31 protein-coding genes are annotated in these 23,964 nt (G+C 58.2%); 8 read left to right on the forward strand and 23 right to left on the reverse strand.

Annotated elements, in window-relative coordinates; genetic code table 11:
- Window positions 1-19: 19 nt before the first annotated feature.
- The 3 genes from cspE to CPH57_RS10560 all read right to left on the reverse strand — a co-directional run bounded on the left by cspE (window position 20) and on the right by CPH57_RS10560 (window position 2,104).
- Window positions 20-229 (reverse strand): transcription antiterminator/RNA stability regulator CspE, encoded by a 210-nt coding sequence (gene cspE / locus CPH57_RS10550; RefSeq protein ID WP_002221949.1) that lies wholly within the window; start codon window positions 227-229, stop codon window positions 20-22.
- Window positions 230-270: 41 nt separating this feature from the next.
- Entirely contained in the window at window positions 271-387 is a 117-nt protein-coding gene (locus tag CPH57_RS10555) for a DUF2627 domain-containing protein (protein WP_002211058.1), read from the reverse strand.
- 682 nt (window positions 388-1,069) lie between these two features.
- Window positions 1,070-2,104 carry an MBL fold metallo-hydrolase gene (locus CPH57_RS10560; protein WP_046896659.1) on the reverse strand — a complete coding sequence of 345 codons (1,035 nt, stop codon included), beginning with the start codon at window positions 2,102-2,104 and terminating at the stop codon, window positions 1,070-1,072.
- 221 nt (window positions 2,105-2,325) lie between these two features.
- On the opposite strand from CPH57_RS10560, the gene CPH57_RS10565 reads away from it, so the two are divergent.
- Window positions 2,326-2,616, forward strand: a complete 291-nt coding sequence (locus tag CPH57_RS10565) for a hypothetical protein (RefSeq protein ID WP_033643389.1) — start codon at window positions 2,326-2,328, stop codon at window positions 2,614-2,616.
- 40 nt (window positions 2,617-2,656) lie between these two features.
- Here the strand turns inward: CPH57_RS10565 and CPH57_RS10570 are convergent, their stop codons facing one another.
- From CPH57_RS10570 to CPH57_RS10580, 3 genes are all read right to left on the reverse strand, one after another.
- Entirely contained in the window at window positions 2,657-4,018 is a 1,362-nt protein-coding gene (locus CPH57_RS10570) for an amino acid permease (RefSeq protein ID WP_072627486.1), read from the reverse strand.
- Between the two features lie 175 nt (window positions 4,019-4,193).
- Window positions 4,194-4,430: a DUF4060 family protein gene (locus CPH57_RS10575; protein WP_025303167.1), complete on the reverse strand. Its 237-nt coding sequence runs from the start codon at window positions 4,428-4,430 to the stop codon at window positions 4,194-4,196.
- A 75-nt stretch (window positions 4,431-4,505) separates the two neighbouring features.
- The gene (locus CPH57_RS10580) at window positions 4,506-4,808 is read right to left on the reverse strand and encodes a phage protein NinX family protein (RefSeq protein ID WP_033643391.1); all 303 of its coding nucleotides are present in this window, start codon (window positions 4,806-4,808) and stop codon (window positions 4,506-4,508) included.
- A gap of 169 nt (window positions 4,809-4,977) precedes the next feature.
- On the opposite strand from CPH57_RS10580, the gene fos reads away from it, so the two are divergent.
- Complete coding sequence (gene fos, locus CPH57_RS10585; protein ID WP_033643393.1) at window positions 4,978-5,385, forward strand: fosfomycin resistance glutathione transferase; 408 nt, start codon at window positions 4,978-4,980, stop codon at window positions 5,383-5,385.
- A gap of 38 nt (window positions 5,386-5,423) precedes the next feature.
- Here the strand turns inward: fos and CPH57_RS10590 are convergent, their stop codons facing one another.
- Both CPH57_RS10590 and CPH57_RS24835 read right to left on the reverse strand, forming a co-directional pair.
- The gene (locus CPH57_RS10590) at window positions 5,424-5,699 is read right to left on the reverse strand and encodes a YebO family protein (RefSeq protein WP_033643394.1); all 276 of its coding nucleotides are present in this window, start codon (window positions 5,697-5,699) and stop codon (window positions 5,424-5,426) included.
- Between the two features lie 81 nt (window positions 5,700-5,780).
- Window positions 5,781-5,939: a PhoP/PhoQ regulator MgrB gene (locus CPH57_RS24835; RefSeq protein WP_004927688.1), complete on the reverse strand. Its 159-nt coding sequence runs from the start codon at window positions 5,937-5,939 to the stop codon at window positions 5,781-5,783.
- A gap of 161 nt (window positions 5,940-6,100) precedes the next feature.
- Here CPH57_RS24835 and CPH57_RS10600 point away from each other — a divergent pair, with 161 nt between their 5' ends.
- Window positions 6,101-6,334 (forward strand): YobH family protein, encoded by a 234-nt coding sequence (locus tag CPH57_RS10600; RefSeq protein ID WP_033643398.1) that lies wholly within the window; start codon window positions 6,101-6,103, stop codon window positions 6,332-6,334.
- 40 nt (window positions 6,335-6,374) lie between these two features.
- Here the strand turns inward: CPH57_RS10600 and CPH57_RS10605 are convergent, their stop codons facing one another.
- Entirely contained in the window at window positions 6,375-6,614 is a 240-nt protein-coding gene (locus CPH57_RS10605) for a DUF2766 family protein (protein WP_033643399.1), read from the reverse strand.
- Window positions 6,615-6,802: 188 nt separating this feature from the next.
- On the opposite strand from CPH57_RS10605, the gene CPH57_RS10610 reads away from it, so the two are divergent.
- Window positions 6,803-7,015 (forward strand): YccJ family protein, encoded by a 213-nt coding sequence (locus CPH57_RS10610; protein WP_004927694.1) that lies wholly within the window; start codon window positions 6,803-6,805, stop codon window positions 7,013-7,015.
- Window positions 7,016-7,459: 444 nt separating this feature from the next.
- The gene (locus tag CPH57_RS10615) at window positions 7,460-7,846 is read left to right on the forward strand and encodes a helix-turn-helix domain-containing protein (RefSeq protein WP_004927697.1); all 387 of its coding nucleotides are present in this window, start codon (window positions 7,460-7,462) and stop codon (window positions 7,844-7,846) included.
- Between the two features lie 25 nt (window positions 7,847-7,871).
- On the opposite strand, the gene CPH57_RS10620 is transcribed toward CPH57_RS10615, so the two are convergent.
- The 5 genes from CPH57_RS10620 to lysM form a co-directional block, all read right to left on the reverse strand.
- Window positions 7,872-8,225 (reverse strand): DUF1304 domain-containing protein, encoded by a 354-nt coding sequence (locus CPH57_RS10620; protein WP_046687262.1) that lies wholly within the window; start codon window positions 8,223-8,225, stop codon window positions 7,872-7,874.
- Window positions 8,226-8,652: 427 nt separating this feature from the next.
- Window positions 8,653-9,594 carry a pirin family protein gene (locus tag CPH57_RS10625; RefSeq protein ID WP_047574840.1) on the reverse strand — a complete coding sequence of 314 codons (942 nt, stop codon included), beginning with the start codon at window positions 9,592-9,594 and terminating at the stop codon, window positions 8,653-8,655.
- 106 nt (window positions 9,595-9,700) lie between these two features.
- A complete protein-coding gene (locus CPH57_RS24580; RefSeq protein ID WP_162837199.1) occupies window positions 9,701-9,865 on the reverse strand; it encodes a hypothetical protein in 165 nt (54 codons plus the stop codon).
- A gap of 23 nt (window positions 9,866-9,888) precedes the next feature.
- Complete coding sequence (locus CPH57_RS24585; protein ID WP_162882310.1) at window positions 9,889-10,044, reverse strand: hypothetical protein; 156 nt, start codon at window positions 10,042-10,044, stop codon at window positions 9,889-9,891.
- 263 nt (window positions 10,045-10,307) lie between these two features.
- A complete protein-coding gene (lysM, locus tag CPH57_RS10630; protein WP_060660612.1) occupies window positions 10,308-10,754 on the reverse strand; it encodes a peptidoglycan-binding protein LysM in 447 nt (148 codons plus the stop codon).
- A gap of 228 nt (window positions 10,755-10,982) precedes the next feature.
- Here lysM and CPH57_RS10635 point away from each other — a divergent pair, with 228 nt between their 5' ends.
- On the forward strand, window positions 10,983-11,174 hold the full coding sequence (locus CPH57_RS10635; protein WP_004934567.1) for a YebW family protein: 192 nt from the start codon (window positions 10,983-10,985) through the stop codon (window positions 11,172-11,174).
- 123 nt (window positions 11,175-11,297) lie between these two features.
- Window positions 11,298-11,522, forward strand: a complete 225-nt coding sequence (locus CPH57_RS10640) for a biofilm development regulator YmgB/AriR family protein (RefSeq protein ID WP_016927388.1) — start codon at window positions 11,298-11,300, stop codon at window positions 11,520-11,522.
- Window positions 11,523-11,604: 82 nt separating this feature from the next.
- Here the strand turns inward: CPH57_RS10640 and ompC are convergent, their stop codons facing one another.
- The 6 genes from ompC to CPH57_RS10670 form a co-directional block, all read right to left on the reverse strand.
- Window positions 11,605-12,687, reverse strand: a complete 1,083-nt coding sequence (gene ompC / locus CPH57_RS10645; RefSeq protein WP_069100978.1) for a porin OmpC — start codon at window positions 12,685-12,687, stop codon at window positions 11,605-11,607.
- A 568-nt stretch (window positions 12,688-13,255) separates the two neighbouring features.
- The gene (astE, locus tag CPH57_RS10650) at window positions 13,256-14,239 is read right to left on the reverse strand and encodes a succinylglutamate desuccinylase (protein ID WP_096242326.1); all 984 of its coding nucleotides are present in this window, start codon (window positions 14,237-14,239) and stop codon (window positions 13,256-13,258) included.
- Window positions 14,240-14,249: 10 nt separating this feature from the next.
- On the reverse strand, window positions 14,250-15,590 hold the full coding sequence (gene astB, locus CPH57_RS10655; RefSeq protein ID WP_033643406.1) for an N-succinylarginine dihydrolase: 1,341 nt from the start codon (window positions 15,588-15,590) through the stop codon (window positions 14,250-14,252).
- A gap of 52 nt (window positions 15,591-15,642) precedes the next feature.
- Window positions 15,643-17,115 (reverse strand): succinylglutamate-semialdehyde dehydrogenase, encoded by a 1,473-nt coding sequence (gene astD, locus CPH57_RS10660; protein WP_046688497.1) that lies wholly within the window; start codon window positions 17,113-17,115, stop codon window positions 15,643-15,645.
- Window positions 17,115-18,149 (reverse strand): arginine N-succinyltransferase, encoded by a 1,035-nt coding sequence (astA, locus tag CPH57_RS10665; RefSeq protein WP_004934585.1) that lies wholly within the window; start codon window positions 18,147-18,149, stop codon window positions 17,115-17,117. Before astA ends, astD begins: the two co-directional genes overlap by 1 nt.
- 52 nt (window positions 18,150-18,201) lie before the next feature.
- Complete coding sequence (locus CPH57_RS10670; RefSeq protein ID WP_096242327.1) at window positions 18,202-19,416, reverse strand: aspartate aminotransferase family protein; 1,215 nt, start codon at window positions 19,414-19,416, stop codon at window positions 18,202-18,204.
- A gap of 675 nt (window positions 19,417-20,091) precedes the next feature.
- On the opposite strand from CPH57_RS10670, the gene CPH57_RS10675 reads away from it, so the two are divergent.
- On the forward strand, window positions 20,092-21,066 hold the full coding sequence (locus CPH57_RS10675) for an alpha/beta hydrolase (protein ID WP_033650922.1): 975 nt from the start codon (window positions 20,092-20,094) through the stop codon (window positions 21,064-21,066).
- A gap of 2 nt (window positions 21,067-21,068) precedes the next feature.
- Here CPH57_RS10675 and CPH57_RS10680 read toward each other — a convergent pair whose 3' ends face one another.
- From CPH57_RS10680 to opp4C, 3 genes are read right to left on the reverse strand one after another with little or no spacing between them, the layout of a single operon-like run.
- Complete coding sequence (locus CPH57_RS10680) at window positions 21,069-22,037, reverse strand: ABC transporter ATP-binding protein (RefSeq protein ID WP_033650921.1); 969 nt, start codon at window positions 22,035-22,037, stop codon at window positions 21,069-21,071.
- A complete protein-coding gene (locus CPH57_RS10685) occupies window positions 22,027-23,013 on the reverse strand; it encodes an ABC transporter ATP-binding protein (protein WP_046687268.1) in 987 nt (328 codons plus the stop codon). The genes CPH57_RS10680 and CPH57_RS10685 overlap by 11 nt, the downstream gene beginning before the upstream one ends.
- On the reverse strand, window positions 23,010-23,960 hold the full coding sequence (gene opp4C / locus CPH57_RS10690) for an oligopeptide ABC transporter permease (RefSeq protein ID WP_046687269.1): 951 nt from the start codon (window positions 23,958-23,960) through the stop codon (window positions 23,010-23,012). Before opp4C ends, CPH57_RS10685 begins: the two co-directional genes overlap by 4 nt.
- Between the last annotated feature and the right edge of the window lie 4 nt (window positions 23,961-23,964).

Below are 23,964 nucleotides of genomic sequence, written 5' to 3' on the forward strand. Positions count from 1 at the left end.
TTTGTACAGCTGACGCTGATTAGATAGCAGTAACGTTTACTGCAGATGGGCCTTTCTGGCCATCTTGGATTTCGAACTCAACGTTCTGGCCTTCAGCCAGGGTTTTGAAGCCGTTACCCTGGATTGCAGAGAAGTGTACGAACACGTCTTTGCTGCCGTCAGCCGGGGTGATGAAACCGAAACCTTTAGACTCGTTGAACCACTTAACTTGACCTTTGATCTTTGCCATCTTGAGTATTTCCTTTGGATTGTTTAAACCGCCCGTAGGCGTTACATAGACAAACTAGAGTCGTTACTGCTTGAGGCACTAAGATAAGGATCGGCAGAGAAGCGGTATTCAACGCTAACGTCTTTACTCAGAACTTCTTTACTGAAAATGCCACACATATACAGAACTGTACCTCGTTTTACCCAGATGCGTTATCACATACTCTGTATGCGATGGCAAGCCATTTTTAATCACTGAACGACATGTCGCACATATTTGAAACGGTCGAGAGCCACATTTGCTTAAATAGGCCAAAAGATGTTGAAGCATCGGCTATTTTCTGCTTGCTAAAATCACTGCGCCAGACCCCGCATTCTGCTGGCGTTTTAACAAAACTTTCATCGTATTGACGCCTATCTGTCTCGTCATTTCCGCTTTTTTGCCGCTTATAGCGTTAAAAAATTTGAATCTTTATGGAATTTGATATGCAACATTTGAATATCGATGAACGGGGGCCAATTTATTCATCGCTCCTCCGACCATTTACCGCCGGAAAGCCCATTCATCATCGGCTTTCAGCCCTGCCGCCAAACGGCGCGGGCGAGCACGGCGAACGGGCCAGCGGTGACGCATCCGCCCTGCACAACGGATGCATAAACATGCAAAGCGCCGACACCTCTCCCGCTTGCCGGTGGGTTCATCATAAATAATCCGAATATCATTAACCTCAATAGCCGGAATAGTCTTATCAATAACGAAAGTTCAACGTTGAATTAAATCCTGAAAACAAGGGGGTTATTTGAATCACCACCCGTGCTTATCAATTCGGCTAATTACAGCCGCGCTTTCAAACCGTTGGTTTTATTCATCCCGCAGCGCCGCCGGGTGATGAGGTAACGCAGACGGTGAGTCCTGCAACGCGATGCGCTCACCAATCTTCAGCGGATGGAATTGATGCTGCTCCAGCCCCGCTTCACTCAACGCCAGGTTCAACTGCTGCGGCGGCTCGTCCAGCGATTCATCCGCCAATTCGAACACCCCCCAATGAATGGGAATGGCGCGCGGCTGATTCAGTTGACGGTACAGCGTCACCGACTGCTGCGGATCCATATGCTGCTCCTGCATAAACCAGCGCGGCGCATAGGCGCCGATGGGCAGCGCCGCCACGTCGAACGGCCCCAGCCGTTGACCGATCTCCGCCAGCCGTTCCGAATAGCCGCTGTCGCCGGAAAAATAAAACCGCAGCGCCGGATGGTGGATCACCCAGCCGCACCACAGCGAGCGATTGCGATCCCACAGCGTGCGCATGCTCCAGTGCCGCGCCGGCGTGGCGTAGACCGTCAGCTCGCCCAACGGCAGACTCTGCCACCAGTCCAGCTCATGCACCTTCAGCCGATAACGGCGGAACCAGCGCTTCAAGCCGAGCGGCACGATGAACTCGGCCTGAGGGAAACGCCGCGCCAATTGCCGCACCGTGCGCCTGTCAAGGTGATCATAATGGTTATGGGAGATCAGCACCGCATCCACCGCCGGCAGTTGCTCCACCGTCAGCGGCGGCGGCGTTCTGCGCTTCGGGCCGTAAAAGCTCAGTGGCGATGCGCGTTCGGACAACGCCGGATCGATCAGGATATAGCGCCCGCTCAACCGCAGCAGCATCGAGGCATGCCCCAACCACCAGACGCTGTCGCCACTGCCGCTGAGATCGGCCGGCTGCCACCAGCGTTCGGTAAATTGCGCGTAGCCCTGCTGCGGCGGCTTGGGCAACCCCTGGCGCTTGCGCTCATCTTGCCAACGTTGAAGATCCCCCTCCTGACGCCGCGAAGGTTCCGGGTTGCGAAATCCCTCCGGCGTGTGATGCGCCTTGGCCGCGTCGTAATAACGGTTGATTCTTTTCATCCAGCGTCTTCTCCCGACCCTCAGCGCCCTGCACGGGCATGACTTTCAGTGTAACAAACCCGATGAAGCTCGCACTTCGTCAGCCGTGCGCTGCATTGAGGGAGCTTTTGCCGTATGCTGTTGTCTCACTTCGGTGAGACAGCCAGGGCCGCCAAGAGCCCGTTAAGACTCTCTTAAGAACTTTGTGATTGACTTGTAGGGCATACAGAAAAGGAGAAGTTATGAGTCGTTCGACATCCCGCAAATCAGGCGCAGGCCTGGGGCGCCGTATTCGCAGCGCGCTGCTGGCGCAGAAGCAATACTGGAAAATGTATTTCGCCATGAAGCTGCGCCGCGTGCGCGTGCCTGCACCGCTGGTGCTGCTTGGCGGTTCGCTGCTCGGGTTCTTCATGCTGACCCTGCTGATGCTCAGCGTGGTGACCATCGACGTCATCAGCACCCTGCTGCTGCTGTGCCGGAAACTGCTGGGACGAGGTGACGGTGAGGGGCGCGCCTTTATGCCGCGCAGCTGACGAGAAGAGCGCGGAGGCGCAATACGCCTCCGCGCGCAGATTAACGCTTGGCGCCTTTGCGGCGCGTCAGCATGAACCCGCCCCACAGCACTGCAATCCACACCGGCATCAACAGCACCGAAATGCGGATCCCTTCGCTGAAATACATAATCACTAAAATCAGGCCGAGGAACGCCAGGCACAGATAGTTGCCGAACGGATACCACAGCGCCTTAAAGCTCGGAATGACGCCCTGACGGTTCTTCGCCGCACGGAATTTCAGGTGCGCCAGGCAGATCATCACCCAGTTGATCACCAGGGTGGACACCACCAGCGCCATCAGCAGCTCAAACGCCTTGCCGGGCATCAGATAGTTGATCAGCACGCCGATCGAGGTAATCAGCGCCGACAGCGCGATGGACAGGACCGGCACGCCGCGCTTGTTGACACGCGTCAGCGCTTTCGGCGCATTGCCCTGGCTGGCCAGCCCGAACAACATGCGGCTGTTGGCGTAAACGCCGCTGTTGTAGACCGACAATGCGGCGGTCAGCACCACCACGTTGAGCACCGTCGCCACCAGATTGCTGTTCAGCGCATGGAAGATCAGCACGAACGGGCTGCCGCCCTCCACCACTTGCCCCCACGGATAAAGCGAGAGCAGTACGGTCAGCGAACCGATATAGAAAATCAGAATACGGTACACCACCTGATTGGTCGCTTTAGGAATGCTGCGACGCGGATCCGCGGCTTCCGCCGCGGTGATGCCCACCATCTCCAGCCCGCCGAACGAGAACATGATCACCGCCATCGCCATCACCAGCCCCGAGAAGCCGTGCGGCATAAAGCCGCCCTGCTGCCACAGGTTGGTGATGCTGGCCTGTGGCCCACCGTTGCCGCTGGCCAACAGCCAGGCGCCAAACACGATCATGCCGACAATCGCCACCACCTTGATGATGGCGAACCAAAACTCGGTTTCGCCGTACAGGCGCACGTTCACCAGGTTGATCAGATTGATCAACACAAAGAACAGCGCGGCGGACGCCCAGGTGGGGATCTCTGGCCACCAGTACTGAATGTAGATGCCGACGGCGGTCAATTCCGCCATGCCGACCAGAATGAACATCGCCCAGTAGTTCCAGCCGGAAAGGAAACCGGCGAAATCACCCCAATATTTATAGGCAAAGTGACTGAAAGATCCGGCGACCGGCTCCTCCACCACCATTTCGCCCAGCTGGCGCATGATCAAAAACGCGATAAAACCGCCGATGGCGTAGCCCAACAGCACGGCGGGGCCGGCCATTTTAATGGTTTGCGCAATGCCGAGAAATAAACCGGTGCCGATGGCGCCCCCGAGGGCAATAAGCTGTATGTGTCTGTTTTTTAATCCGCGTTTTAGCGGGGTATCCTGATGCTGACCGCCCATCTTATCCTCATATGGCGTACCTCCTTGCCGTTATCGGCCAAGATTTCACCAATCAATAAATGTATCTGCGGGCGGCTTTTTAACACTTAACCCCGTGAGCATCAAGGAGTAGCGCCCCGAGACGGCAGACCGGAGCGCGATTTTTTAACCGAGGGAGAGCGGGTAACGGCGGCGTTCAGCCAGGCATACCGCACAGTTTGGTCAGGTTGCGCGCGCCGATCATCAGCGTGGCGACATAAGATTGGCGACGCGTAACCACTTCCACCGCCACGCGATCGTTTTGATATTTTATCAGATAGGTCGAGGGCCAGCCCTGACGGCGCTGGCCGAAGCTTTCGGCATGACGATCGATCGCCGCATGGGCAATCACCAGATGAGACAAGTTTTTATCACCTTTGATAATGCGCTTCATAAACAGCCTCCGCCAACGACAGCTCTGTTATTAGAAAAAGGAGAAACTCTTACCAATCACCGGTATTTTTGCGAATCAGTTAGCCTGTCGGCTCATCAGAAAACAGATCATCGCCGCGCGCAGCGGGCTGGCGCTGTCGGCCTGCCATTCACCGCCCTGGGTGCTCATGCGCGCCTGCCACTGTGGGCTGTCGCTGTGGTTGTCGGGGTTCAGACTGATTTTGTTGGCGCAAATGATCGGCCAGGCGTCGGAGGGATTCTTGCAGTAATCTTTACCTTTCACGCCGCCGTAGGGATACCACTTGTCCGGGTTCTCCCCGGTCAGCAGCGCAATGCTGCGGTTCACTTCGGCATCGCTTTCTTCGTACCATTTAATCATCGGCTTTATCCATCTTTTGTAAGGTTCGCGCTACATTACGATGTCTGTAAGACAGTTTTATGACAGCGTCGCCGGTTTTCACATTATCTGCACTAATGTTTCGCCCCCTTTAACTTTTCTCCCCTTCTGCGTACACTTTTCGTCTGTTTAGCGCCCAGGAAACGCACGCATGTTGACCGGCCTCAACCACCTGACGCTCGCCGTCAGCGATCTCGATCGCAGCTTCGATTTTTACCGTCATCTGTTGGGGTTTACCCCTCACGCCCGCTGGCAAGGCGGCGCCTATCTGTCGTTGGGGGCGTTGTGGCTGTGCCTGTCATTGGATGAGGCCCGCACGCAACCACGGGCGCGTGATTACACCCATTACGCCTTCAGCGTCGCGCCGGAACACATTGAACGGGTCAGCGAGCGGCTGCGCCAGAGCGGCGCAGAAGAGTGGAAAAGCAATCGCAGCGAGGGCGAGTCGCTCTATTTTCTCGATCCTGATGGGCATCAGTTGGAGATCCATGCCGGCGATCTGGCCAGCCGCCTGGCGGCATGCCGGGAAAAACCGTATCAGGGCATGGTATTTTACTGAAGCGCCCCGGCGGCGCAGCGCCGGCCGGAGCAAGGTGTTCAACGTTCGGGGATAAAACCTTTAAAATCCAGCGCGGGGCTGAGATCGTCGTCATCAGCATCGCCGCCGTCGGCGCGAGCGCTGTGCGCCAAACGCTTCAACAGCGCCGTTTGTTGACGTTGCTGCTCGGCAATTTCCTGCAGCAGGCGAATCTGCTCGTTGGCGCGCACGCTGGCGCGGTTCACCAGGAACCAAACCCAGAGCCCCACCAGCAACGCCACGGCGGCGAGAGCCAACGACAACAGGCCGTTCTGGCCAAAACCTAAATCGTACATGGACAACCCTATCTACTGCGAAATTCAGGCCGCCATCTTAACACTCGCGGCGGCCGGGCGAACATCCCTGCCAAAAATTGCTTACCAGGGTACGAAGCGCGTCACCGAACAGATGCCCAGCGCAAAATTTCCACCATCGTCGCAATAACTGTCCAGCGCCAACAGGTAGAAAAACAGGCAAGCAGCGACGGCCGTCATTATCACGAGGATTTTTTTTCGCAACAAATTTAGCAGCCTCATTGTTATCAGGATGGTCTATCGCGCATGTTATCACAGCAAAGTTAAACGAAGTTTAACTTGTCGTTTAGATTTCTGGCTATCGCCCGATTTTCAGACTGTTACCCTTGCCCTCGCGCTGGCGCCGTGGCTAGATGAACCCTCAGGGATAACGAGGAAACGCAATGAGCAGACTGATTAAGTGGGTACTGGTATTGGCGGTCATTTACGGCGGCTTTTTGATCTCGGGCTACGGCGTGCTGATCGGCAGCAACAAGAACGTCGGCGGATTGGGATTGCAGTGCAAATACCTGACGGCGCGCAACGTGGCGATCGCCCAGTACGTCAATGGCGACAACGGTTTCATCGGCGTGACCGACTGCCCGCTGTTCAAGAAAATCGAAACGGTGGTGGATTAACCGCCACCGCCCGACGCCGTCGCTCTGCGGCGGCTCCGCCTCAATCGCGGGTAAACTTCAACTCGATCAGCGCAATCGCCTTGTCAATCGCTCTGCGGGTCACCGGATCGGCGCCGGCGGGATGCGTGGAGAAATCGATGCTTTTGAGCTGGCCCGCCATCTTGTCGCGCACTTCGGTCGGCGCAATCACGTCGATAACGTCCAGAATCTGTTTAATGACCAGTTGGCAAGCGACCAGATCGGAAGCCAATTCCTGCTCGTTGCTCAGCATGTCAGACATAATAACTTTCCCTCTTGATTCAAACGCCGCACAGAATAGCATGCCGCCTGCGCCATTGCCCGCCCTCCCCGCCTTTTTCCCCATTCTGCGCACCGCCGGGCAAAAGCCCGCGGCAGATTAGCCTATACTTGCAGCATGACGGTGATAAAAACATCCGTAACCTAAGCCACAACCAACAGGAGATAGTTATGGCGAATCACAATGTGAAATCCTGGGCAACAGTGCGTGAAACTTCGGTGGAAATTGCCGAAGCTATTTTTGAACTGGCAGGGAACGATGAAGTGTTGGCGCAGAAGATCTGGGAAGAAGGCAGCGATGAAGCGCTGGAAAAGGCTTTTGCCAAAACCACCGCCGACCAGCTTTATTGGGGAGAGGAAACCGTCGAGCGTAAAAACGTTTAAGCCGCCAGGCAACAAAAAGCCCGGGTTTCTGGCCCAGGCTTTCCCGATTAGCGTTCACCCCGCTCAGCGGCGTGCATCTCTGCTTGCTCTCACGGTTCTTCACCTCCCACACCTTCTGCATTTTTCATGCTCATCACCGGCGTCGCCATAAAAGCGCCGACGCCCACGATTACAACCAGAGTAATAATCACTGTCATTAACATGCGATCACCCCATCAACGTTGAGTTGTTACGGCTGACTCTGTTTTGGCGGTTCTTGCTGCGGTCTGCTCCGCGTCACCCACCGCGGCGGCGACAGTCTCAGATTAGCCGTTTTTCCTTTCGGCTGACAAGCGGCGGTTCAACGGTTTTTCCGAATCATGCCCCGTCATCGGCGGCGTTTTTTGTCCGCGGCGGCAAGTTGTGTATACTTCACCGCTATGTAGATCTCACACTGACGCACTGATGATACAAGAACACCATCTCTCATTGGTCTGCGCCCTCAGCAAATGGGTCGAAACTCACCTCGGACGAGTGATCCATCTCGAAGAGCTGGCCGAGTACTCCGGCTACTCGCTGTGGCACATGCAGAAGCTGTTCAAAGAAGCGACAGGGATTTCGCTGGGCAAATACATTCGTGAACGCCGTCTGGCCGGCGCGGTCTATCAACTGCGCAGCAGTGAAGCGTCGATTTTCGATATCGCCCTGGACTTTGGCTTCGGCTCACAGTCCCACTTCACCTACATGTTCAGAAAGCGTTTTAATATCACGCCTTACGATTTCCGCCAGGATCTGAGCGTCGATCTGCACATCGATCCGCCGCTGCACGTCATTCACCAAAAATCCGCCTGATTTTCGCCCGCCGTCAACCGGCGGGTTAACGCGCGCCCCAGACCGCCAGCAGCGCGATCGCGGCCGGCAACGCCTGCACCCACAGGATCTTGCGGCTGGCGGTCAGCCCGCCGAACACACCGGCCGCCAGCACGCAGCCGAGAAAGAACAGCTGCAGCGCCACATCTTCACGCCAATAGCCCCATACCAGGCCCAGCGCCAGAAAACCGTTGTACAGCCCCTGGTTGGCGGCCAAGACCCGCGTGGCCGCGGCGAACTCCGCCGTCGTCCCGAATGCTCGCCTGCCGATCGGCGCGCGCCACAGGAACATTTCCAATACCAGGATATAAAGGTGGAGCGCCGCGATAAGCAGCAGAACAATGTCGGCAATGAGCTTCATGATTATCCAAATAGCGAAATGGGGATGCCGTCAAGTATAAGTGATGGGTGAATATCGCTCACCATCCAAGATAAAAAAACCCGCCGAAGCGGGTTTATGCAGGAGTCATTTTTTGAGGTTAGTGTAATACGGCAACCAACAATGCCGCGACAGAGACCCAAAACAGCGCCGTGGCAACCACGACATGGGACAGTCTTGCACGATAAAGAACTTGGCTCATAATGACCTCACTGACATCAGACTAACGGGAGACAACCTGACTTCCTGAGGATTATCCTAATCTTCTTCCGTTTATCATTATATGCGTCAGATCACTATTTCGTTGAGAAACTTTATATTGTCGTGAAGCTGGAGCCGCGATCACATTTATTGCGCGTTATTAGAGCGAAATAAGTCGAATAATCTCGGCGATTATATCCTAACGCTATCAAACTTCGCTCCACGGCAGGCGTGGCGCGACCATGCGCTCACCGGAATAACCGCTGACCGCCGGAAAACGATCCGTTTCCTGCTCCCAATCGCGCTGAGCCTGAATAATTTCCGCTTTGGTATGGCCAACGAAGTTCCACCAGATAAGGATCTCTTCATTTAACGGCGCTCCACCGATTAATAATCCCCGGCTGCCCTTCTCTGCATTTAACTCAATAGAGTTATTACCCATGCCTAAATAGGCGAATGCGTCAGGTGAAAATGTTTCACCATTAAGTTCAAATGCACCAATTAGGGGCAAAAAGCCGATTTCATAATCATCGCGCAGCGGCAATTGCGCCGTCGCCGCCTCTTGCCATTCCATATCAATGGCGATTAATGGCGAAAGAGTAAACACCGGTGAACGATAAGCGCCAAATTCCCCGACCAGCAAACGGTGATTCACGCCGTTATTACGCCACTGCGGCAAATCGGGATAATGATCGAATCGCGGCGTCATGTCGGCATATTCAGCCGGCAACGCAATCCACAATTGTGCGGCGTGCAGTCGTCGGTCCTCGCCCACCGACTGTTCCGTATGCGCGATGCCGTGCCCTGCGGTCATCAGATTGACCTGCCCCGGACGGATCAACTGTTCGCTGCCGAGGCTATCGCGGTGCAGCACCTCACCCTCGATCATCCAGGTAAAGGTTTGCAGACCGGTGTGCGGATGCGGCCCTACGTCCATGCCGGGCGCGGTGCCGTTGAATACCGTCGGGCCGGCGTGATCGAGAAAACACCAGGCGCCGACGGTGCGCCGCTCCCGGGTTGGCAACGCGCGGTTGATAGGAATGCCGCCCACTTCGGCATTGCGCACGGCAATGCGCTGGATCTGGCGCGCGCCGTCAATGACAGGGCACTCGCGTGAGGGTGAAAAGCGCGTAGGACGTGACTGACTCATCGCAAAGACCTCCTGAATGGCGCCGATTCGCCAAGGATAATCGCCCCAGCTTAGCACAGGACAACGCCCCCTGGAGAGCGACGACGCTCAGCCGCGCTCACGCGGATTAAGGTGTTTTGATGTAGCAGCTTTTAATATCGATATCGTCGTGGGCATGCCTGAGATCGGAGAAATAAGTCACTCCGAAGAGAATCGACACGACCAGCAGTACAGAAACCAACAGGCCGATAATCGCCAACAGTTTGGTTTCATCGTGGAGATTGGGCTCCATTTTCTCTCCCCTAGTTAATGACGTCAGGTCAGCCACAGCGTAACCGCCAACGTAAAAATGATCAGTGAGCAGGACGCAATCGCCAAAACGACGATCGCAAATTGCGCATCACCCAAGGTTTCTCTGTAGTTTTTATCCGTCAAGGCGTTACGCTGCTGTTTCACTAAATCGGCTTTCACTCGTTCAACTGCTGCATTGCTGTTTGATGGGGCAAGACACCCCCTCAGAATGGGGGAGCGAAATCCCCCTTCGGCTGCTCAGTCCGCAACCGGGCCATGACGCTACCAACTTTCCCCCCCAGGGTCAACACCGCCGCCGCGGGCCGGCGAGCGCAAGCACACGGTATGTGTAACTTTTATTTAGAGGGAAGGGAAATAAGAGATGCTTATAGCGGAGGCAAAAAAAAGGCCGGCACATCGCCGGGCCAGGGGAGACAGAGGCGTTATTGCGGGACACGCAAAACCTGTCCCGGATAGATCTTGTCCGGGCTCGACAGCATCGGCTTGTTGGCTTCGAAAATTTTGTTGTAAAGATTGGCGTTACCATACATCTCTTTGGAGATTGCGCTCAGCGTATCGCCCTTCTTCACGGTATAGAAGCGGCTCTCGGCGTCGGATTGCGCTACCGCCACCTTGTCTTCCACACCGCTGATGCCCGCTACGTTGCCGATCGCCACCAGAATCTTCTCTTTCAGCTCCTGGCTGACGGCATCGCCGGTCACCACCGCTTTCCCATCGACCACCTGCACATCGACTTTGTCGGTGCCCGGCAGGCCGCTCTTATCGAGATGCTCCTTGAGTTTGGCGCTTTGATCTTCGGCGGAGGCATTGCCGGTGACTGTGTCCCACAGTTTTTCGCCCGCTTCTTTGACAAAGTTAAACAAGCCCATAATCACTCCTTTTGATGGTTGCACTAATGCGTTTAAGTAAGGCTTGTTAAGCTTAGCATCGTCAAAAGGATATGCCATCCGCTCACGGCGCCAGAAACGGTTAGAGTATTCCGAAAGTGTCGTCAGCGGCGTTTCAACGGTGATTAATCGCGCAATGATGCTGAAAAATATTGCTTTTTTACCTACACTGTTGCAGACAAGGCGACTCGACGAAGGAGGCGTGCAACGATGTACGCATTGGTGATGTTTGTCTGTTATCTGGATGGTGGCTGCAGTGAAATGGTGGTCGACATATTGCGCGACGAGCCACAATGCCTGGTCGCGATGAAGGAACAGAACTTGCGACACGCCGGTTGTTATCCCATGGAAGAGTTTATCGACGGCTTCTGGTTGCCAGCCAGCGAATATTCGGATTTTTAATTCCCTTCCCGCGCGATGCTGAGGAATTTCTGATTTCATCAGAAACTTCGTCTTCCTCCGAGGCATAAGGCCGCTGTTTTGCTAAATTGCGGCTCCCGAAGAAGAGAGAGACAGAGAAAGGTCATGCCAGCATCAGCTCATTCCAACGAGCAATATGAAACTCTGCTGCGCGACGTCAGCCTGGCGTTAGGCGACGCAGTGTTGCAGTTAATCAAAAACCATAAAAAGGTATCCGGCGGCAATATTCTTTCGCAGCTGGTGACAGAGATAGAGCGAGAGCAGGATCAGCAGCGGTTTGCCGCGCTGCGTTCGGCCATCGAGTTGGTGGGGTTGGCGCCAAAAGGCTGAGCGCGCGATACAAACGAAGGCAGGGCTTGCGCCCTGCCTGATTACCGATCCCGACACAGGATGAGGATAATGGAATTGCAGCTTAGAAGCGGTAGGTCAGGTTGACGGCAACGATGTCGTCAGTGCTCAGCTTCAGTTTGTTGTCGTCGTTCAACTGGTTGATCTTGTAGTCGACGTAGGTGTACATGTTTTTGTTGAAGTAGTAAGTCGCGCCCACTTCCACGTATTTCACCAGATCGACATCGCCAATCCCTTCAATATCCTTGCCTTTCGACTGCACGTAGGCCAGAGACGGACGCAGACCGTTTTCGAACTGGTACTGGGCCACAACTTCGAAGTTCTGCGTTTTGTTGGCGAAGCCGGAGACGCCATTGCCGCTGATCGGCGTCATGTTGCGGGTATCGGCATACATGGCCGCCAGATAGACCTGGTTGGCGTCATATTTGATTGCGGTGGTCCAGGCGGTGGCCTTATCCCCTTTACCATACTTCAGCGCTTTCTGGTCGCTAGTACGGTTGGAATCAGAGAACGCCGCCGCGACGCCGATGCCGGTGCCGCCGATGTCCTGATAGTCCAGAGACATGCCGTAACCGTCGCCGTTTTGCTTGGTCACGCTGCGGCCGTCACCGTCGTTTTTACCCTGGTACTGCAACGCCAGGTTCAGGCCTTCCACCAAACCGAAGAAGTCACGGTTGCGGTAGGTCGCCAGGCCGTTGGAGCGCGCGGTCATGTAGTTGTCGGTGTAGCTGTAGGAGTCGCCGCCGAATTCCGGCAGCATGTCGGTATAAGCTTCGGCGTCGTACACCACGCCGTAGTTACGGCCGTAGTCGAACGAGCCATAGTTGGCGAACTTCAGGCCGGCGAAGCCCAGACGGGTTTTGGTGCCGGTGGTGCCCTGCGCTTCATCGTGGTTGGCCTGAACGTTGTATTCCCACTGGCCGTAACCGGTCAACTGATCGTTGATCTGGGTTTCTCCTTTAAAGCCCAGACGAACGTACGTTTTATCTCCGTCTTCACTTTTATCTTTACTGAAAACGTGTTTGGCCGAAACGCGGCCGTACAGGTCGAGTTTATTACCATCTTTATTGTAGATTTCAGCCGCGTTGGCGAAGGAGGTGACCGCCCCGAGGGCGACAGCTAAGGCTAATACACTGCGTTTCATCATTTATTTTCCTAGATATTATAATTAGAACCCTGCCCGTCACGCCCAATTTATAATTTGGGCTGTGATTTTATCTTTTGGTATTTTATGAGCTCCCCTAATGCTGGGGTGATGTGACATTAGCATCATGAATCAAAACTTAAAATCAAAAAGTTCATGAAACAACGAGGAGAAAGCATGTTTATTTGTAACTATATATTTCAAAAAAGATAATGCATAACTCATTGAATATAAGAAATTTTTATCACATAACTTATAACCAAAACGGTGCAACGCACCAATTTAGTGCATTTTGGTTTCGTTTTGCGTGCTTTCTGCGCGATTCAAAAGTAACAACAATATTAGCATGGTTATTAAAAACGTTACTTATTTCACATTTTTATCTTAACAAAGTCACCAGGCAATTAAGGCTTTCCGATAACGGCTGAATACGGCATTTATTCATTCACGTAAAGAAATCCCTATAGGACGAATAAAATTCGATTTATGGCCATTTAAATAGCGGGAAATAGCAGATTAAAATAATGAAAGGAATAAACGGCAGCGCGCTGACGGCGCCGCCGAGGATAAATCAATACAACGTAGAACGGGAAACTTCGCTCAACAGCATGCCGGCGCGCAGGCCCAGCGCCACAGTGGGGTTAGGAAACAGTATCCACGCGCCCTCTTCGCCAACGCGATACTCCTCCTGCGGCTGCTCGCACAGCAACATCCCCGGTTTCAACTCGGTGAAGTTGGCGGTGTCATCATCCAGATGCAGCTTGAAATCCTCGCTGTGTTTGATCAACGAGTGCATCACACGGAATACCCGGATCGCCTCGCCCGCGCGCTCCGGCAACGGCCCCTCGCTGACCGCCGCCCGCAGAGCGCGATCGATGGCGGCGAACTGCTGCAGATCGTTGCTGCCGAACGGCCGCGCCTTGCCCAGCTCGAGCGTACAGCTCGCCGCATTGAGATGCTCGCTGGAATAGTGGCTGAAAGTCCCGCCCGGCGCGCTGTGTACCACCAGCGCATCCAGATCGGCGGCATCCAGCAGCTTTAGCATCGGTTCGCTGTACGGGCGCTTCTGGAAGGGCAAAATGCCAAAGCGCGGCAAATGCGACTCGCGAATGGCGGTGTGCAGATCGTAATGGAAGCGCGCCGCCTGTTCGCCATCAAAAAAGGCGGCGAGCGTGCGCTCCAACTGCTGGGCGCGCGCGGTTTCCCCGCTGGCGGCGAAGTTGCGGTAGCGGCCGCCGAACATGCGGTTCATGTCGCTGTGCAGATAGCGCTTGCCCGCCCGCATCGCCGCCGGGTTGCCCAGCACCACCAACAGCCGCACCGCCAGCGGCAAGTGGCCGCTCAACAGATCGCCGATTAACTGACTGAGCAGTTCAATCGGCGCGGTTTCGTTGCCGTGTACGCCCGCCGACACCACCAACGCCTGGCGATAATGCTGCCGCGGCGTGAGCTCCAACACCCCTTCCCCCAGCCAACGCCAGCGCAGCTGCGGCGTTTCGCCCTGCCATTCGGCGGGTTCTTTCCCCTCCAGCGTCAGGGGCAGTAGATCGATCATGCAGCCTCCCTTATCGTTGGAACGGATAGATGGACCCGAGACCGAGGATCGACGTCAGCGAATCCAACGCCTCGCGCCCTTCGCGCAGCAGCAGCGGATCGGCCAGGTCATCCTGCGTCAGGCGATCGCGGTAATGACGATCCACCCACTCGTTCAGCGTCGCGAACAGCCGATCGTTCATCATGACGCGCGGATTCACCGCCCGCAGCTCTTGATCGTTGAGCGCCACCCGCAGCCTCAGGCAGGCCGGGCCGCCGCCGTTGCGCATGCTTTCGCGCAGATCGAACACGCGGATTTCATCGATCGGGCCGCCGCTGCCGACCATCTCGTTCAGATAGCGCCACACGCCGGCATGCTGGCGCGACTCTTCCGGCACCACGATCATCATCTTGCCGTTCGGCTTGGTGAGAATTTGGCTGTTGAACAGATAAGTCGCCACCGCGTCCGCCACCGAGACGCGCTCCGTCGGCACTTCGATCGCCACCAGCTCGCTGTCCAGCGTCGCCATCTTGCGGCGCACTTCATCCAGCGCCTGTTGCTGGCGGTAAAACGCCTGCTGGTGGTGGAACAGCACGTTCTGGTTGCTGACCGCAATCACGTCGTTATGGAACACGCCCTGGTCGATCACCGCCGGGTTTTGCTGCACGAAGACCGTATGCTGCTCGTCCAATTGGTGCAGGCGAGCGATCGCCTCACCGGCTTCGCGCGTCTGGCGCGCAGGATAACGCGCCGGCGCCGTTTCGCCGCCAAACTCCTGGCGACCGTAAACGAACACCTGCACGCTGCGCCTGGCATAATCGCCGCCCAGCCGGTTATGGTTGGCCGCCCCTTCGTCCCCGAACAACGCCACCTGCGGCAGCGCTTCATGGTGGGCGAAATGCCGGTCGTCGTTAAACATCGCCCGCAAAACGTCGGTGGTCGTTTCCGCTTCAATGGCGCGGTGGAATTTATTGTTCAGGTTGGCGGCGGTGAAATGCACCTTGCCGTCTGCGCTGTCCGCCGAGGGGGACACCGTGGCCGCATTGGCGGTCCACATGCAGGACGCCGAGCTGAGCGCCGACAGCAAACGCGGCGATTGACGCATCGCCTGCGCCAGCACCGCCTCATCGCTGCCGCTGAAACCCAGGCGACGCAACATCGGCAAATGCGGCCGCTCCTGCGGCGGCAATACCCCTTGCTGGAAACCGAGATCGGCCAGCGCCTTCATTTTCAGCAGCCCCTGCTTCGCCGCCAGCTGCGGGTTCGATACGCTGTTTTGATGCTGCGTAGAGGCCTCGTTACCGAACGACAGCCCGGCATAGTGGTGCGTCGGCCCCACCAAACCGTCGAAATTGACTTCATATCCTGACATGGCTATCCCCTGGGGATGGCCTGCGGCGACGCCATGACGCCGCCGCAGACGATTAACGGAACGACAAGCCCGGCGAGAGCGTCGCCGGCAGCGACAGGCTTTCGCTTTCCAGCGACGCCATCGGCCAGGCGCAATAGTCCGCCGCATAGAAGGCGCTTGGGCGATGGTTGCCGGAAGCCCCCACGCCGCCGAACGGCGCCGCGCTGGACGCCCCGGTCAACGGCTTGTTCCAGTTGACGATGCCGGCGCGCGCTTCCAGCAGCAGCCTCTCGAACAGCTCGCGCTGCGGCGAGACCAATCCCACCGACAGGCCGTAGCGCGTCTGGTTGGCGAGCCGCAGGGCCTCGTCGAAATCGCGGTAACGCACGATCGTGGTCAACGGCCCGAAGTACTCTTCGTCCGGCACGCCGGCCACGCCGGTCAGCTCGATGATGCCCGGGCTGAGCAGCGAACTGCCCGGCTCCAGCAGACGCATGGCCAGCAGCGATTTGCCGCCCAGCGCCAGCAAGCGCTGCTGCGCTTTCAGCATGTTTTCCGCCGCGGCCGCCGACACTACGCCGCCCATGAACGGCTGCGGTTCGGCATCCCAACGGCCGACGCGCAGCTCGCCCGCCACCTGAACCAAACGCGCGATAAAGGCGTCGCCTTCCGCCCCCTGCTTCACCAAAATGCGGCGTGAACAGGTGCAGCGTTGGCCGGCGGAGATAAACGCCGACTGGATAGCCAGGTTGACCGCCGCGTCGCGATCCTCGAAACCATCGACGATCAGCGCGTTGTTGCCGCCCATCTCCAGCGCCAGGATCTTCTCCGGCTGCCCCGCCAATTGGCGATGCAGGTGGTAACCGGTGCCGGCGCTGCCGGTGAACAACAGGCCGTCGATATTCGCACTGGCCGCCAGCGCCTCGCCGGTTTCCCGGCCGCCCTGCACCAGATTGATCACCCCGTCCGGCAGACCGGCCTTCAGCCACAGCTTCAGGGTCTCCTCGGCGGTCAGCGGCGTCAGTTCGCTCGGTTTGAACACCACGCAGTTTCCGGCCAGCAGCGCAGGCACGATATGGCCGTTCGGCAGATGGCCGGGGAAGTTGTAAGGCCCGAACACCGCCAGCACGCCGTGCGGGCGATGGCGCAGCACCGAAGCGCCGTCGGCCATCGCCGTCTGGCTAAAACCGGTGCGCGCCTGATAGGCCTGCAGTGAAATGCCCACCTTGCCGATCATCGCCTGAATTTCGGTCAGGGTTTCCCAGCGCGGTTTGCCGGTCTCGCGGCTGATGGTTTCCGCCAGCGACTGTTTATGTTCTTCCAGCAAAGCGGCGAAGCGTTTCACCAGCTGTTCGCGCTGCTCGAACGGCGTACGCGCCCAGCCGGGAAATGCGGCGCGCGCGGCTTCGCAGGCGGCGGCGACGTCATCGGCGTCGGCGGCGTTGGCGCGCCACAGCGGCTGATTGCCGACCGGATCGGCCTTGCCGAACTCCGCGCCGCGGCCCTGCCGCCAGACGCCGTTAATCAACAGTGCAGGATGGGACATCATGCTTTCTCCTGTGCAATAAGGGGGAGTACCCGCACCGGGCTGCCCTGCTCGACGCCGAGCGCCGCAGCGGTGGCGGCGTTGATATGCAGGCGGTCGTCATACAGATCGGCATTGACCAACAGTGCGCGGTAATTCTGATAGTTGTCGTTGGCGACCAGATGGACCGGCGCATCGGCGCGCATCGGCGTGTCATCCAGCACCACTTTGACCAGGCGGCTCTGCTTCACCGCACGGATGTGGTCGATTTCGGCTTCCAGCGTCGGGCCACCGTCGAAGATATCGACGTAGCCCTGATAGCTCAGGCCTTCCGCCTCCAGCAGGCGGCGCGCCGGCAGGGTTTGCGGGTGCACTTCACCGATCACCTTCTGCGCGTCTTCGGCCAGGAAATCGACATACAACGGATGTTTCGGCATCAGTTCGGCGATAAACGCTTTTTGTCCGGTGCCGCTCAGGTAGTCCGCCTTGGCGAACTCGATGGAGAAGAAACGGTGGCCGACGCTCTCCCAGAACGGCGAACGGCCGTTTTCATCGGAGAAACCACGCATCTCGGCGATCAGACGGCGGGAGAAGCGTTCACGGAACGCGGCGATAAACAGGAAACGCACCTTCGACAGCAGCTTGCCGTTCTCGCCGTGACGATAGTCCGGATCGAGGAACAGCGTGCACAGTTCCGAATGCCCGGTATGGTCGTTGCTGAGGAACAGCGTCGGCACCGATTTATAGACGTTCAACTGTTTGGAAGCGTGCACCTGCGTGCCGACGCGGAAGCTGTACCAGGGTTCCGCCAGGCCGACGGCCACTTCGATCGCGCAGACCCCCACCGCCTGCCGGCGCTCGCTGTCTTCCAACACGAACAAATAACACTGGTCACTTTGCGGAAGTTCGCCTTGCCAGGTTTTTAACGCCCGCTCAATGCGTGCCGACAGGGTATCTTCATTTTGCGGCAGCGACGTGAGACCGATACCGGATTTGCCGGCAAGCGTCAGCAAATCCGCCAAATCGCGGCGCTCTATAGGGCGAATAATCATCATAATGCGAACCTCTTCTGAATCAGGCTGCGCCGATGAAGGCGCAGCCCGCTGATTAGCTGCAAATGCGCGCCACGGCGCGCGCGAATCGCGCCAGCCCCTCTTTCACATCCTGCTCAGGGATGATCAGCGACGGCGTGAAACGCACCACGTCCGGGCCGGCGATCAGCGCGATAACGCCTTCTTCGTTGGCCAGTTGGGTGATCTGCTTCGCTTTGCCGGCATAGTCTTTCTTCAGTTGGCAGCCGATCAGCAAACCGCCGCCGCGGATCTCGGCGAAGATCGGATACTGACGGTTGATGTCGTTCAACCCGTCGATGAACCACTGGTGGCGCTGCTTGACGCCTTCCAGCACTTCCGGGGTATTGATGATGGAGAACACTTCCCCCGCCACCGCCGTCGCCAGCGGGTTGCCGCCGTAGGTGGTGCCGTGAGTGCCGACGCCCAGCGTTTTCGCCAGCGCATCGGTGGTCAGCATGGCGCCGATCGGGAAGCCGCCGCCCAGCGCTTTCGCGGTGGTCAGCACGTCCGGCACCACGCCGTACTGCATATAGGCATACAGGTGGCCGGTGCGGCCGACGCCGGTCTGCACTTCGTCGAAGATCAGCAGCGCGTTATGGCGATCGCACAGTTCACGCAGCCCCTGCAGGAAACTGGCTTCCGCCGGCAGCACGCCGCCTTCGCCCTGGATAGGCTCGACGATCACCGCGCAGGTGCGATCGTTGATAAGCTCGGCCGCTGCGGCCAGATCGTTATACGGCGTATGGGTGATACCGCCCGGCAGCGGCGCAAAGTCCTGCGAATATTTTGGCTGGCCGCCGGCGGACACGGTAAACAGCGTACGGCCGTGGAACGCGTTGTTGAACGCCACAATCTGATCTTTACCGGCGCCGTGCTGGTCGTGCGTATGTTTGCGCGCCAGTTTCAGCGCCGCTTCGTTGGCTTCTGCGCCCGAGTTACAGAAAAACACCTTGTCGGCGAACGTGGCGTCGATCAGTTTTTTGGCCAGGCGCAGCACCGGTTCGTTGGTATAGCCATTGCCCAGATGCCACAGTTTGCCCGCCTGCTCCACCAGCGCCGCCTTGACCGCCGGGTGCGCATGGCCCAACGCGTTAACCGCGATGCCGCCGGCGAAATCGATGTAAGACTTACCCTGTTGATCCCACACCTGCGATCCTTCACCCCGCACCAGAATAAAATCGGCAGGGGCATAAACCGGGACCATCCAGTCATCGAAAGACTGGCGGGTAACTGCGATTGGCTGTTCCATAGTGACCTCATAATCTCAGCAAAGGCTGAATTTTGACTGTAAGGACCGCGCAAGCCCGGCTAGGCCGCCACAATGCAAAAAAACCGCTGTTCAAAACCGACTTTCCCGGCGGAGAAAATGCTGTCTCTCACCGCTGATTTAGAAACAAATCTGTTACATAAAATCGGTTTTTCACTATTTATGGCGCTTATCCGGTCCCTGAGCGGGGAGTAAATGTTAACGAGCAGTTAAAATACATGTCGTTTGATAAAGAGTGTAGAGCAGCTATCGTGCCAAAACGGGATTTTTGCCGGATTTTGCTATTTTTTACGTTAAAACAACGGCTTATAATGAATATTTATTCATTTTATATGCATTTGCAATGCATAATTTAAAAAATAAGGCCTAAAATCATCATTGCTCGCGAAATCCTATTCAATTGCGAAAAACTTCAGGATTTCTGATCGCGCTCGCAAAAATAATTTCATCCGATTTGCTCGCCATCACACTTTTTGCCCCAACCCGGTGCAGCGCTGCGCCAGGATCGGGCAATGCGGCGACGAAGCGCCTATTCCATCGGCAGCACCCCGGAAAACGAACCGCGCCGATCGCCGCCAGCCGCGGCTCCCGCTTTATGCGCCAACGACTACACTGTGATTCTGACCGCACTTTTTCTTCTGCGCACAAGGAGTCACCATGCCCAAACGAACCGTCGATCTCAGCCGGCCTCTCCTCCAGCACGACATCCGCACGTTTCTCGAGACGCTGAATGCCGCCGGCGGTAAACCTATGGAACAAATGAAGCCCAAAGAGGCGCGCAGAGTTTTGGAAGCAGCGCAGCGCAGCGTAGACGTGCCGCTGCGCGAGGTGGAGATCAGCGAGAAAACCATTCACGTAGAGGGCCAGGATATTCTGCTGCAGCTGGTGCGGCCGGCCAGGGTCAAGGAGACATTGCCGGTATTCATGTTCTTTCACGGCGGCGGCTGGGTGCTGGGCGATTTTCCCACCCATGAACGGCTGGTGCGCGATCTGGTTTACAGCTCCGGCGCGGCGGCGGTGTTCGTCAACTACCCCCGCTCACCGGAAGCGCACTATCCGCAGGCGATCAATCTGGCTTACGCCGCCACGGAATGGGTGGCCGAATATGGCGAAAAAATCAACGTTGACGGTTCACGGCTGGCGGTGGTCGGCAACAGCGTCGGCGGCAATATGGCGGCGGTGGTCAGCCTGATGGCCAAAGAGAAAGGCCTACCGGCATTGCGTTGCCAGATCCTGCTGTGGCCCGTTACGCACGCCCATTTTGATACCGATTCCTATCATCAGTTCGCCGAAGGCCATTTCCTGACCCGCAATATGATGAAGTGGTTTTGGGACAGCTATGCGCCCGATAAGGCGCAGCGCAAAGACATCTACGCCTCGCCGCTCAACGCTACGCCGGAACAGCTGCGGGGCTTGCCGCCGGCGCTGGTGCAAACCGCCGAGCTGGACGTGCTGCGCGATGAGGGCGAAGCCTACGCGCGTCTGCTCGACGCCGCCGGCGTCGAGGTCACCTCTACCCGCTACAACGGGCTAATCCACGACTACGGCCTGTTGAACCCGCTCGCCCACGTCCCGGCGGTGCATTCGGCGATCCACCAGGCCGGGCGCGCGTTGAAACACTACCTGTCCTGACGCTAACCGACCAGGTGGCAAGCCACCTGATGACCGGGCGCCACGCTGCGCAGCTGCGGCGCCTGTTCGCGGCACTGCGCCGTGGCCAGCGGGCAGCGGGGATGGAAACGGCAGCCGCGCGGCGGGTTGGCGGGGTTCGGCGGCTCGCCGCCGGCCACCCACGCCGGCGCGCGTTGCGCATCCAGCGTCGGCACCGCCGCCAACAAGGCCTGCGTGTAAGGATGCAGCGGTTGTCGGAACAGCGCATCGCGATCGGCGCTCTCAACGATCTGCCCCAGATACATCACCGCCACATCCTGGCACAGATGCTCCACCACGCCGAGATCGTGCGAGATAAACAGCAGCGTCACCCCCTGCCGCTCCTGTAAATCGGAAAACAGATTGATGATCTGCGCCTGAATCGACACGTCGAGCGCCGATATCGGCTCATCGGCGACGATAAATTCCGGTTGCAGGATCAACGCGCGCGCAATGCCGATACGCTGCCGCTGGCCGCCGGAAAACTCATGCGGAAACCGCCCGTAATGCTGTGAGGACAATCCGCAGATCGCCAGGGTATCGAGCACCCGTTCGCGCAGTTCCGCCTTGCTCGCCAGGCCGTGTTGCAACAGCGCTTCCCCAATGGCGTCGCCCACGCGCAGACGCGGATTCAGCGAGCTGTAAGGATCCTGAAACACCAGCTGCATTTTCGGCCGCAGGGCGCGCAACGCGTCCTTGCTCAGGCCGTCCAACGCCTGCCCTTTGAACAGCACCTCACCGGCGGTTTTGTCGTGCAGGCCGAGCAGCGTGCGGCCAACGGTGGTTTTGCCGCTGCCGGACTCGCCCACCAGCCCGAAAACGCGCCCCTTGCGGATGCTGAAGCTGACATCATCCACCGCCTTCAGTTGGCCGGTGGTGCGCCCGAACAGCCCGTCGCGCAGCGGAAAATATTTCTTTAATCCTTTCACTTCCACCAAAGGTTCAGTCGACATACGGATGCCCTCCCGCGTTGAGAAAACAGGCGGACTGACGCTGACGGGAGCCGTACAGCGGCGGAATGCCGTCGCGGCAGCGAGCGGAGGCCTGCGCGCAGCGCTCGGCGAAAGCGCAATGCTCCGGCAGCCGCGCCAGATCCGGCACCTGACCGGGAATGGAGTACAAGCGGCGTCGCCGCTGCCCCGGCACCGGCCGCGAGGCGATCAGCCCCTGCGTATAGGGATGTCGCGGCTCGTCCAGCACTTCCCGGGTCGTTCCCTGCTCGACGACGCGCCCGGCGTACATCACCGCCAGCCGATCGGCCATCTGGGCGATCACCCCGAGATCGTGGGTGATCAAGATCATCGCCATGTTGTGTCGCCGGCTCTGCTCACGCAGCAACGCCAGGATCTGCGCCTGTACCGTGACGTCGAGCGCCGTGGTCGGTTCGTCGGCGATCAACAGCGCCGGGCGGCACCCGATCGCCATGGCGATCATCACGCGCTGCAGCATGCCGCCGGAAAGCTGATGCGGATAGCAGCGCATCAGCGCCTCCGCGCGCGCCAACCCCACTTCCATCAAGAGTTGAATCGCCTGGCGCCAGGCCGCTTTCGGCGACAGGGTCAGGTGGCGAATCAGCGGCTCCACCAGCTGTTCGCCGAGGGTCAACACCGGATTCAGCGCGCTCATCGGCTCTTGAAAGATCATCGCCAGCCGGTTGCCGCGCAGATCCGCCATCTTGGATGCCCGCAGCGACAGCAGGTTTTGCCCTTCAAAGCGAATCTCACCGCCGTCTATCTGCGCCAGCGGCTGCGGCAACAGCCCCATCAGCGCCATGGCGGTCACGCTTTTGCCGCAGCCCGATTCGCCGACGATCCCCAGCGTTTGCCCGGCCTGCAGTTCAAGGCTGACCTGTTGCACCGCCCGCACCGGCCCCTGCTCGCCATGAAACGACACCGACAGCCGGTCGAACGCCACCAGCGGTTGACTCATCGTTTTACCCCGCTCATTTTCGGATCGAGCGCGTCCCGCAGGCCGTCGCCCAAGATATTGATCGCCACCACGGTGACGAAGATCGCCAGCCCCGGCGGCATCCACAGCCAGGGGCGGCGCTGAAAGTCGATCAGGCTATTGGCGGCGTCCATCATGTTGCCCCACGACGGCGTCGGCGGCACCACGCCCAGCCCAAGGTAGCTCAACGCCGACTCGCTGAGGATGGCGTTGGCCACCGCCATGGTGGCGACCACCACCAAAATCGGCACGGTATTGGGCAACAGATGGCCGAAGAGGCGCCGCCGAGTGGAGAGCCCCAGCACTTCGGTGGCCAACATGAAATCCCGCTCGCGCAGCGACAGGATCTGGCCGCGCACCAGCCGCGCCAGCGACGGCCAGCCCAGCAGGCTCAGCATGATCATCACCATGTAGATACGGTAGTCCGGCGACACGTCGAGTTCAGTCAGCATCGCCCCCATGATGATCAGCAGCGGCAGGCCAGGAATGGTCATCAACAGATCGGCGAAGCGCATGATCAGCCTGTCCGCCACGCCGCCCAGATAACCGGCGAACGCCCCCAGTACATAGCCCAGCGTCACCGACAGCAGCATCGACACCAGGCCGATGGTCAGCGATATTCGCCCCGCCAGCAGCAGCCGGGTGCAAATATCGCGGCCGAGAAAGTCGGTGCCCAACCAATGCGCGCCGCTCGGCGCCTGATTGATGTTCAGCACATCGCCGGCGTCGTCAGGCCACGGCGACAGCGACGGCCCAATCAGGCACAGCAGCGCCAACAGCACCAGCAGCGCCAGCGAGATCATCGCCGGTCGGTGGCGGCGCAGACGGCGCCAGGCCTGCGCGGCGGGCGGCGGAGACAGCTGCGCCAGCGCCGGCAACTGCGCCTGGCGCCAGCGGCGACGGCGCCCGAAAAACAGCGTTACCCACATCGTG

The sequence above is a fragment of the Serratia sp. JKS000199 genome (genome assembly GCF_900215455.1).
GTDB classification, from domain to species: Bacteria; Pseudomonadota; Gammaproteobacteria; order Enterobacterales; family Enterobacteriaceae; genus Serratia; species Serratia ureilytica.

Bases quoted from the DNA above. Each gene is read 5' to 3' on its own strand.
- cspE (WP_002221949.1), bottom strand. From the start codon at position 229: ATGGCAAAGATCAAAGGTCAAGTTAAGTGGTTCAACGAGTCTAAAGGT.
- CPH57_RS10555 (WP_002211058.1), bottom strand. From the start codon at position 387: ATGTGTGGCATTTTCAGTAAAGAAGTTCTGAGTAAAGACGTTAGCGTT.
- CPH57_RS10560 (WP_046896659.1), bottom strand. From the start codon at position 2,104: ATGAAAAGAATCAACCGTTATTACGACGCGGCCAAGGCGCATCACACG.
- CPH57_RS10565 (WP_033643389.1), top strand. From the start codon at position 2,326: ATGAGTCGTTCGACATCCCGCAAATCAGGCGCAGGCCTGGGGCGCCGT.
- CPH57_RS10570 (WP_072627486.1), bottom strand. From the start codon at position 4,018: ATGGGCGGTCAGCATCAGGATACCCCGCTAAAACGCGGATTAAAAAAC.
- CPH57_RS10575 (WP_025303167.1), bottom strand. From the start codon at position 4,430: ATGAAGCGCATTATCAAAGGTGATAAAAACTTGTCTCATCTGGTGATT.
- CPH57_RS10580 (WP_033643391.1), bottom strand. From the start codon at position 4,808: ATGATTAAATGGTACGAAGAAAGCGATGCCGAAGTGAACCGCAGCATT.
- fos (WP_033643393.1), top strand. From the start codon at position 4,978: ATGTTGACCGGCCTCAACCACCTGACGCTCGCCGTCAGCGATCTCGAT.
- CPH57_RS10590 (WP_033643394.1), bottom strand. From the start codon at position 5,699: ATGTACGATTTAGGTTTTGGCCAGAACGGCCTGTTGTCGTTGGCTCTC.
- CPH57_RS24835 (WP_004927688.1), bottom strand. From the start codon at position 5,939: ATGAGGCTGCTAAATTTGTTGCGAAAAAAAATCCTCGTGATAATGACG.
- CPH57_RS10600 (WP_033643398.1), top strand. From the start codon at position 6,101: ATGAGCAGACTGATTAAGTGGGTACTGGTATTGGCGGTCATTTACGGC.
- CPH57_RS10605 (WP_033643399.1), bottom strand. From the start codon at position 6,614: ATGTCTGACATGCTGAGCAACGAGCAGGAATTGGCTTCCGATCTGGTC.
- CPH57_RS10610 (WP_004927694.1), top strand. From the start codon at position 6,803: ATGGCGAATCACAATGTGAAATCCTGGGCAACAGTGCGTGAAACTTCG.
- CPH57_RS10615 (WP_004927697.1), top strand. From the start codon at position 7,460: ATGATACAAGAACACCATCTCTCATTGGTCTGCGCCCTCAGCAAATGG.
- CPH57_RS10620 (WP_046687262.1), bottom strand. From the start codon at position 8,225: ATGAAGCTCATTGCCGACATTGTTCTGCTGCTTATCGCGGCGCTCCAC.
- CPH57_RS10625 (WP_047574840.1), bottom strand. From the start codon at position 9,594: ATGAGTCAGTCACGTCCTACGCGCTTTTCACCCTCACGCGAGTGCCCT.
- CPH57_RS24580 (WP_162837199.1), bottom strand. From the start codon at position 9,865: ATGGAGCCCAATCTCCACGATGAAACCAAACTGTTGGCGATTATCGGC.
- lysM (WP_060660612.1), bottom strand. From the start codon at position 10,754: ATGGGCTTGTTTAACTTTGTCAAAGAAGCGGGCGAAAAACTGTGGGAC.
- CPH57_RS10635 (WP_004934567.1), top strand. From the start codon at position 10,983: ATGTACGCATTGGTGATGTTTGTCTGTTATCTGGATGGTGGCTGCAGT.
- CPH57_RS10640 (WP_016927388.1), top strand. From the start codon at position 11,298: ATGCCAGCATCAGCTCATTCCAACGAGCAATATGAAACTCTGCTGCGC.
- ompC (WP_069100978.1), bottom strand. From the start codon at position 12,687: ATGATGAAACGCAGTGTATTAGCCTTAGCTGTCGCCCTCGGGGCGGTC.
- astE (WP_096242326.1), bottom strand. From the start codon at position 14,239: ATGATCGATCTACTGCCCCTGACGCTGGAGGGGAAAGAACCCGCCGAA.
- astB (WP_033643406.1), bottom strand. From the start codon at position 15,590: ATGTCAGGATATGAAGTCAATTTCGACGGTTTGGTGGGGCCGACGCAC.
- astD (WP_046688497.1), bottom strand. From the start codon at position 17,115: ATGTCCCATCCTGCACTGTTGATTAACGGCGTCTGGCGGCAGGGCCGC.
- astA (WP_004934585.1), bottom strand. From the start codon at position 18,149: ATGATGATTATTCGCCCTATAGAGCGCCGCGATTTGGCGGATTTGCTG.
- CPH57_RS10670 (WP_096242327.1), bottom strand. From the start codon at position 19,416: ATGGAACAGCCAATCGCAGTTACCCGCCAGTCTTTCGATGACTGGATG.
- CPH57_RS10675 (WP_033650922.1), top strand. From the start codon at position 20,092: ATGCCCAAACGAACCGTCGATCTCAGCCGGCCTCTCCTCCAGCACGAC.
- CPH57_RS10680 (WP_033650921.1), bottom strand. From the start codon at position 22,037: ATGTCGACTGAACCTTTGGTGGAAGTGAAAGGATTAAAGAAATATTTT.
- CPH57_RS10685 (WP_046687268.1), bottom strand. From the start codon at position 23,013: ATGAGTCAACCGCTGGTGGCGTTCGACCGGCTGTCGGTGTCGTTTCAT.
- opp4C (WP_046687269.1), bottom strand. From the start codon at position 23,960: ATGTGGGTAACGCTGTTTTTCGGGCGCCGTCGCCGCTGGCGCCAGGCG.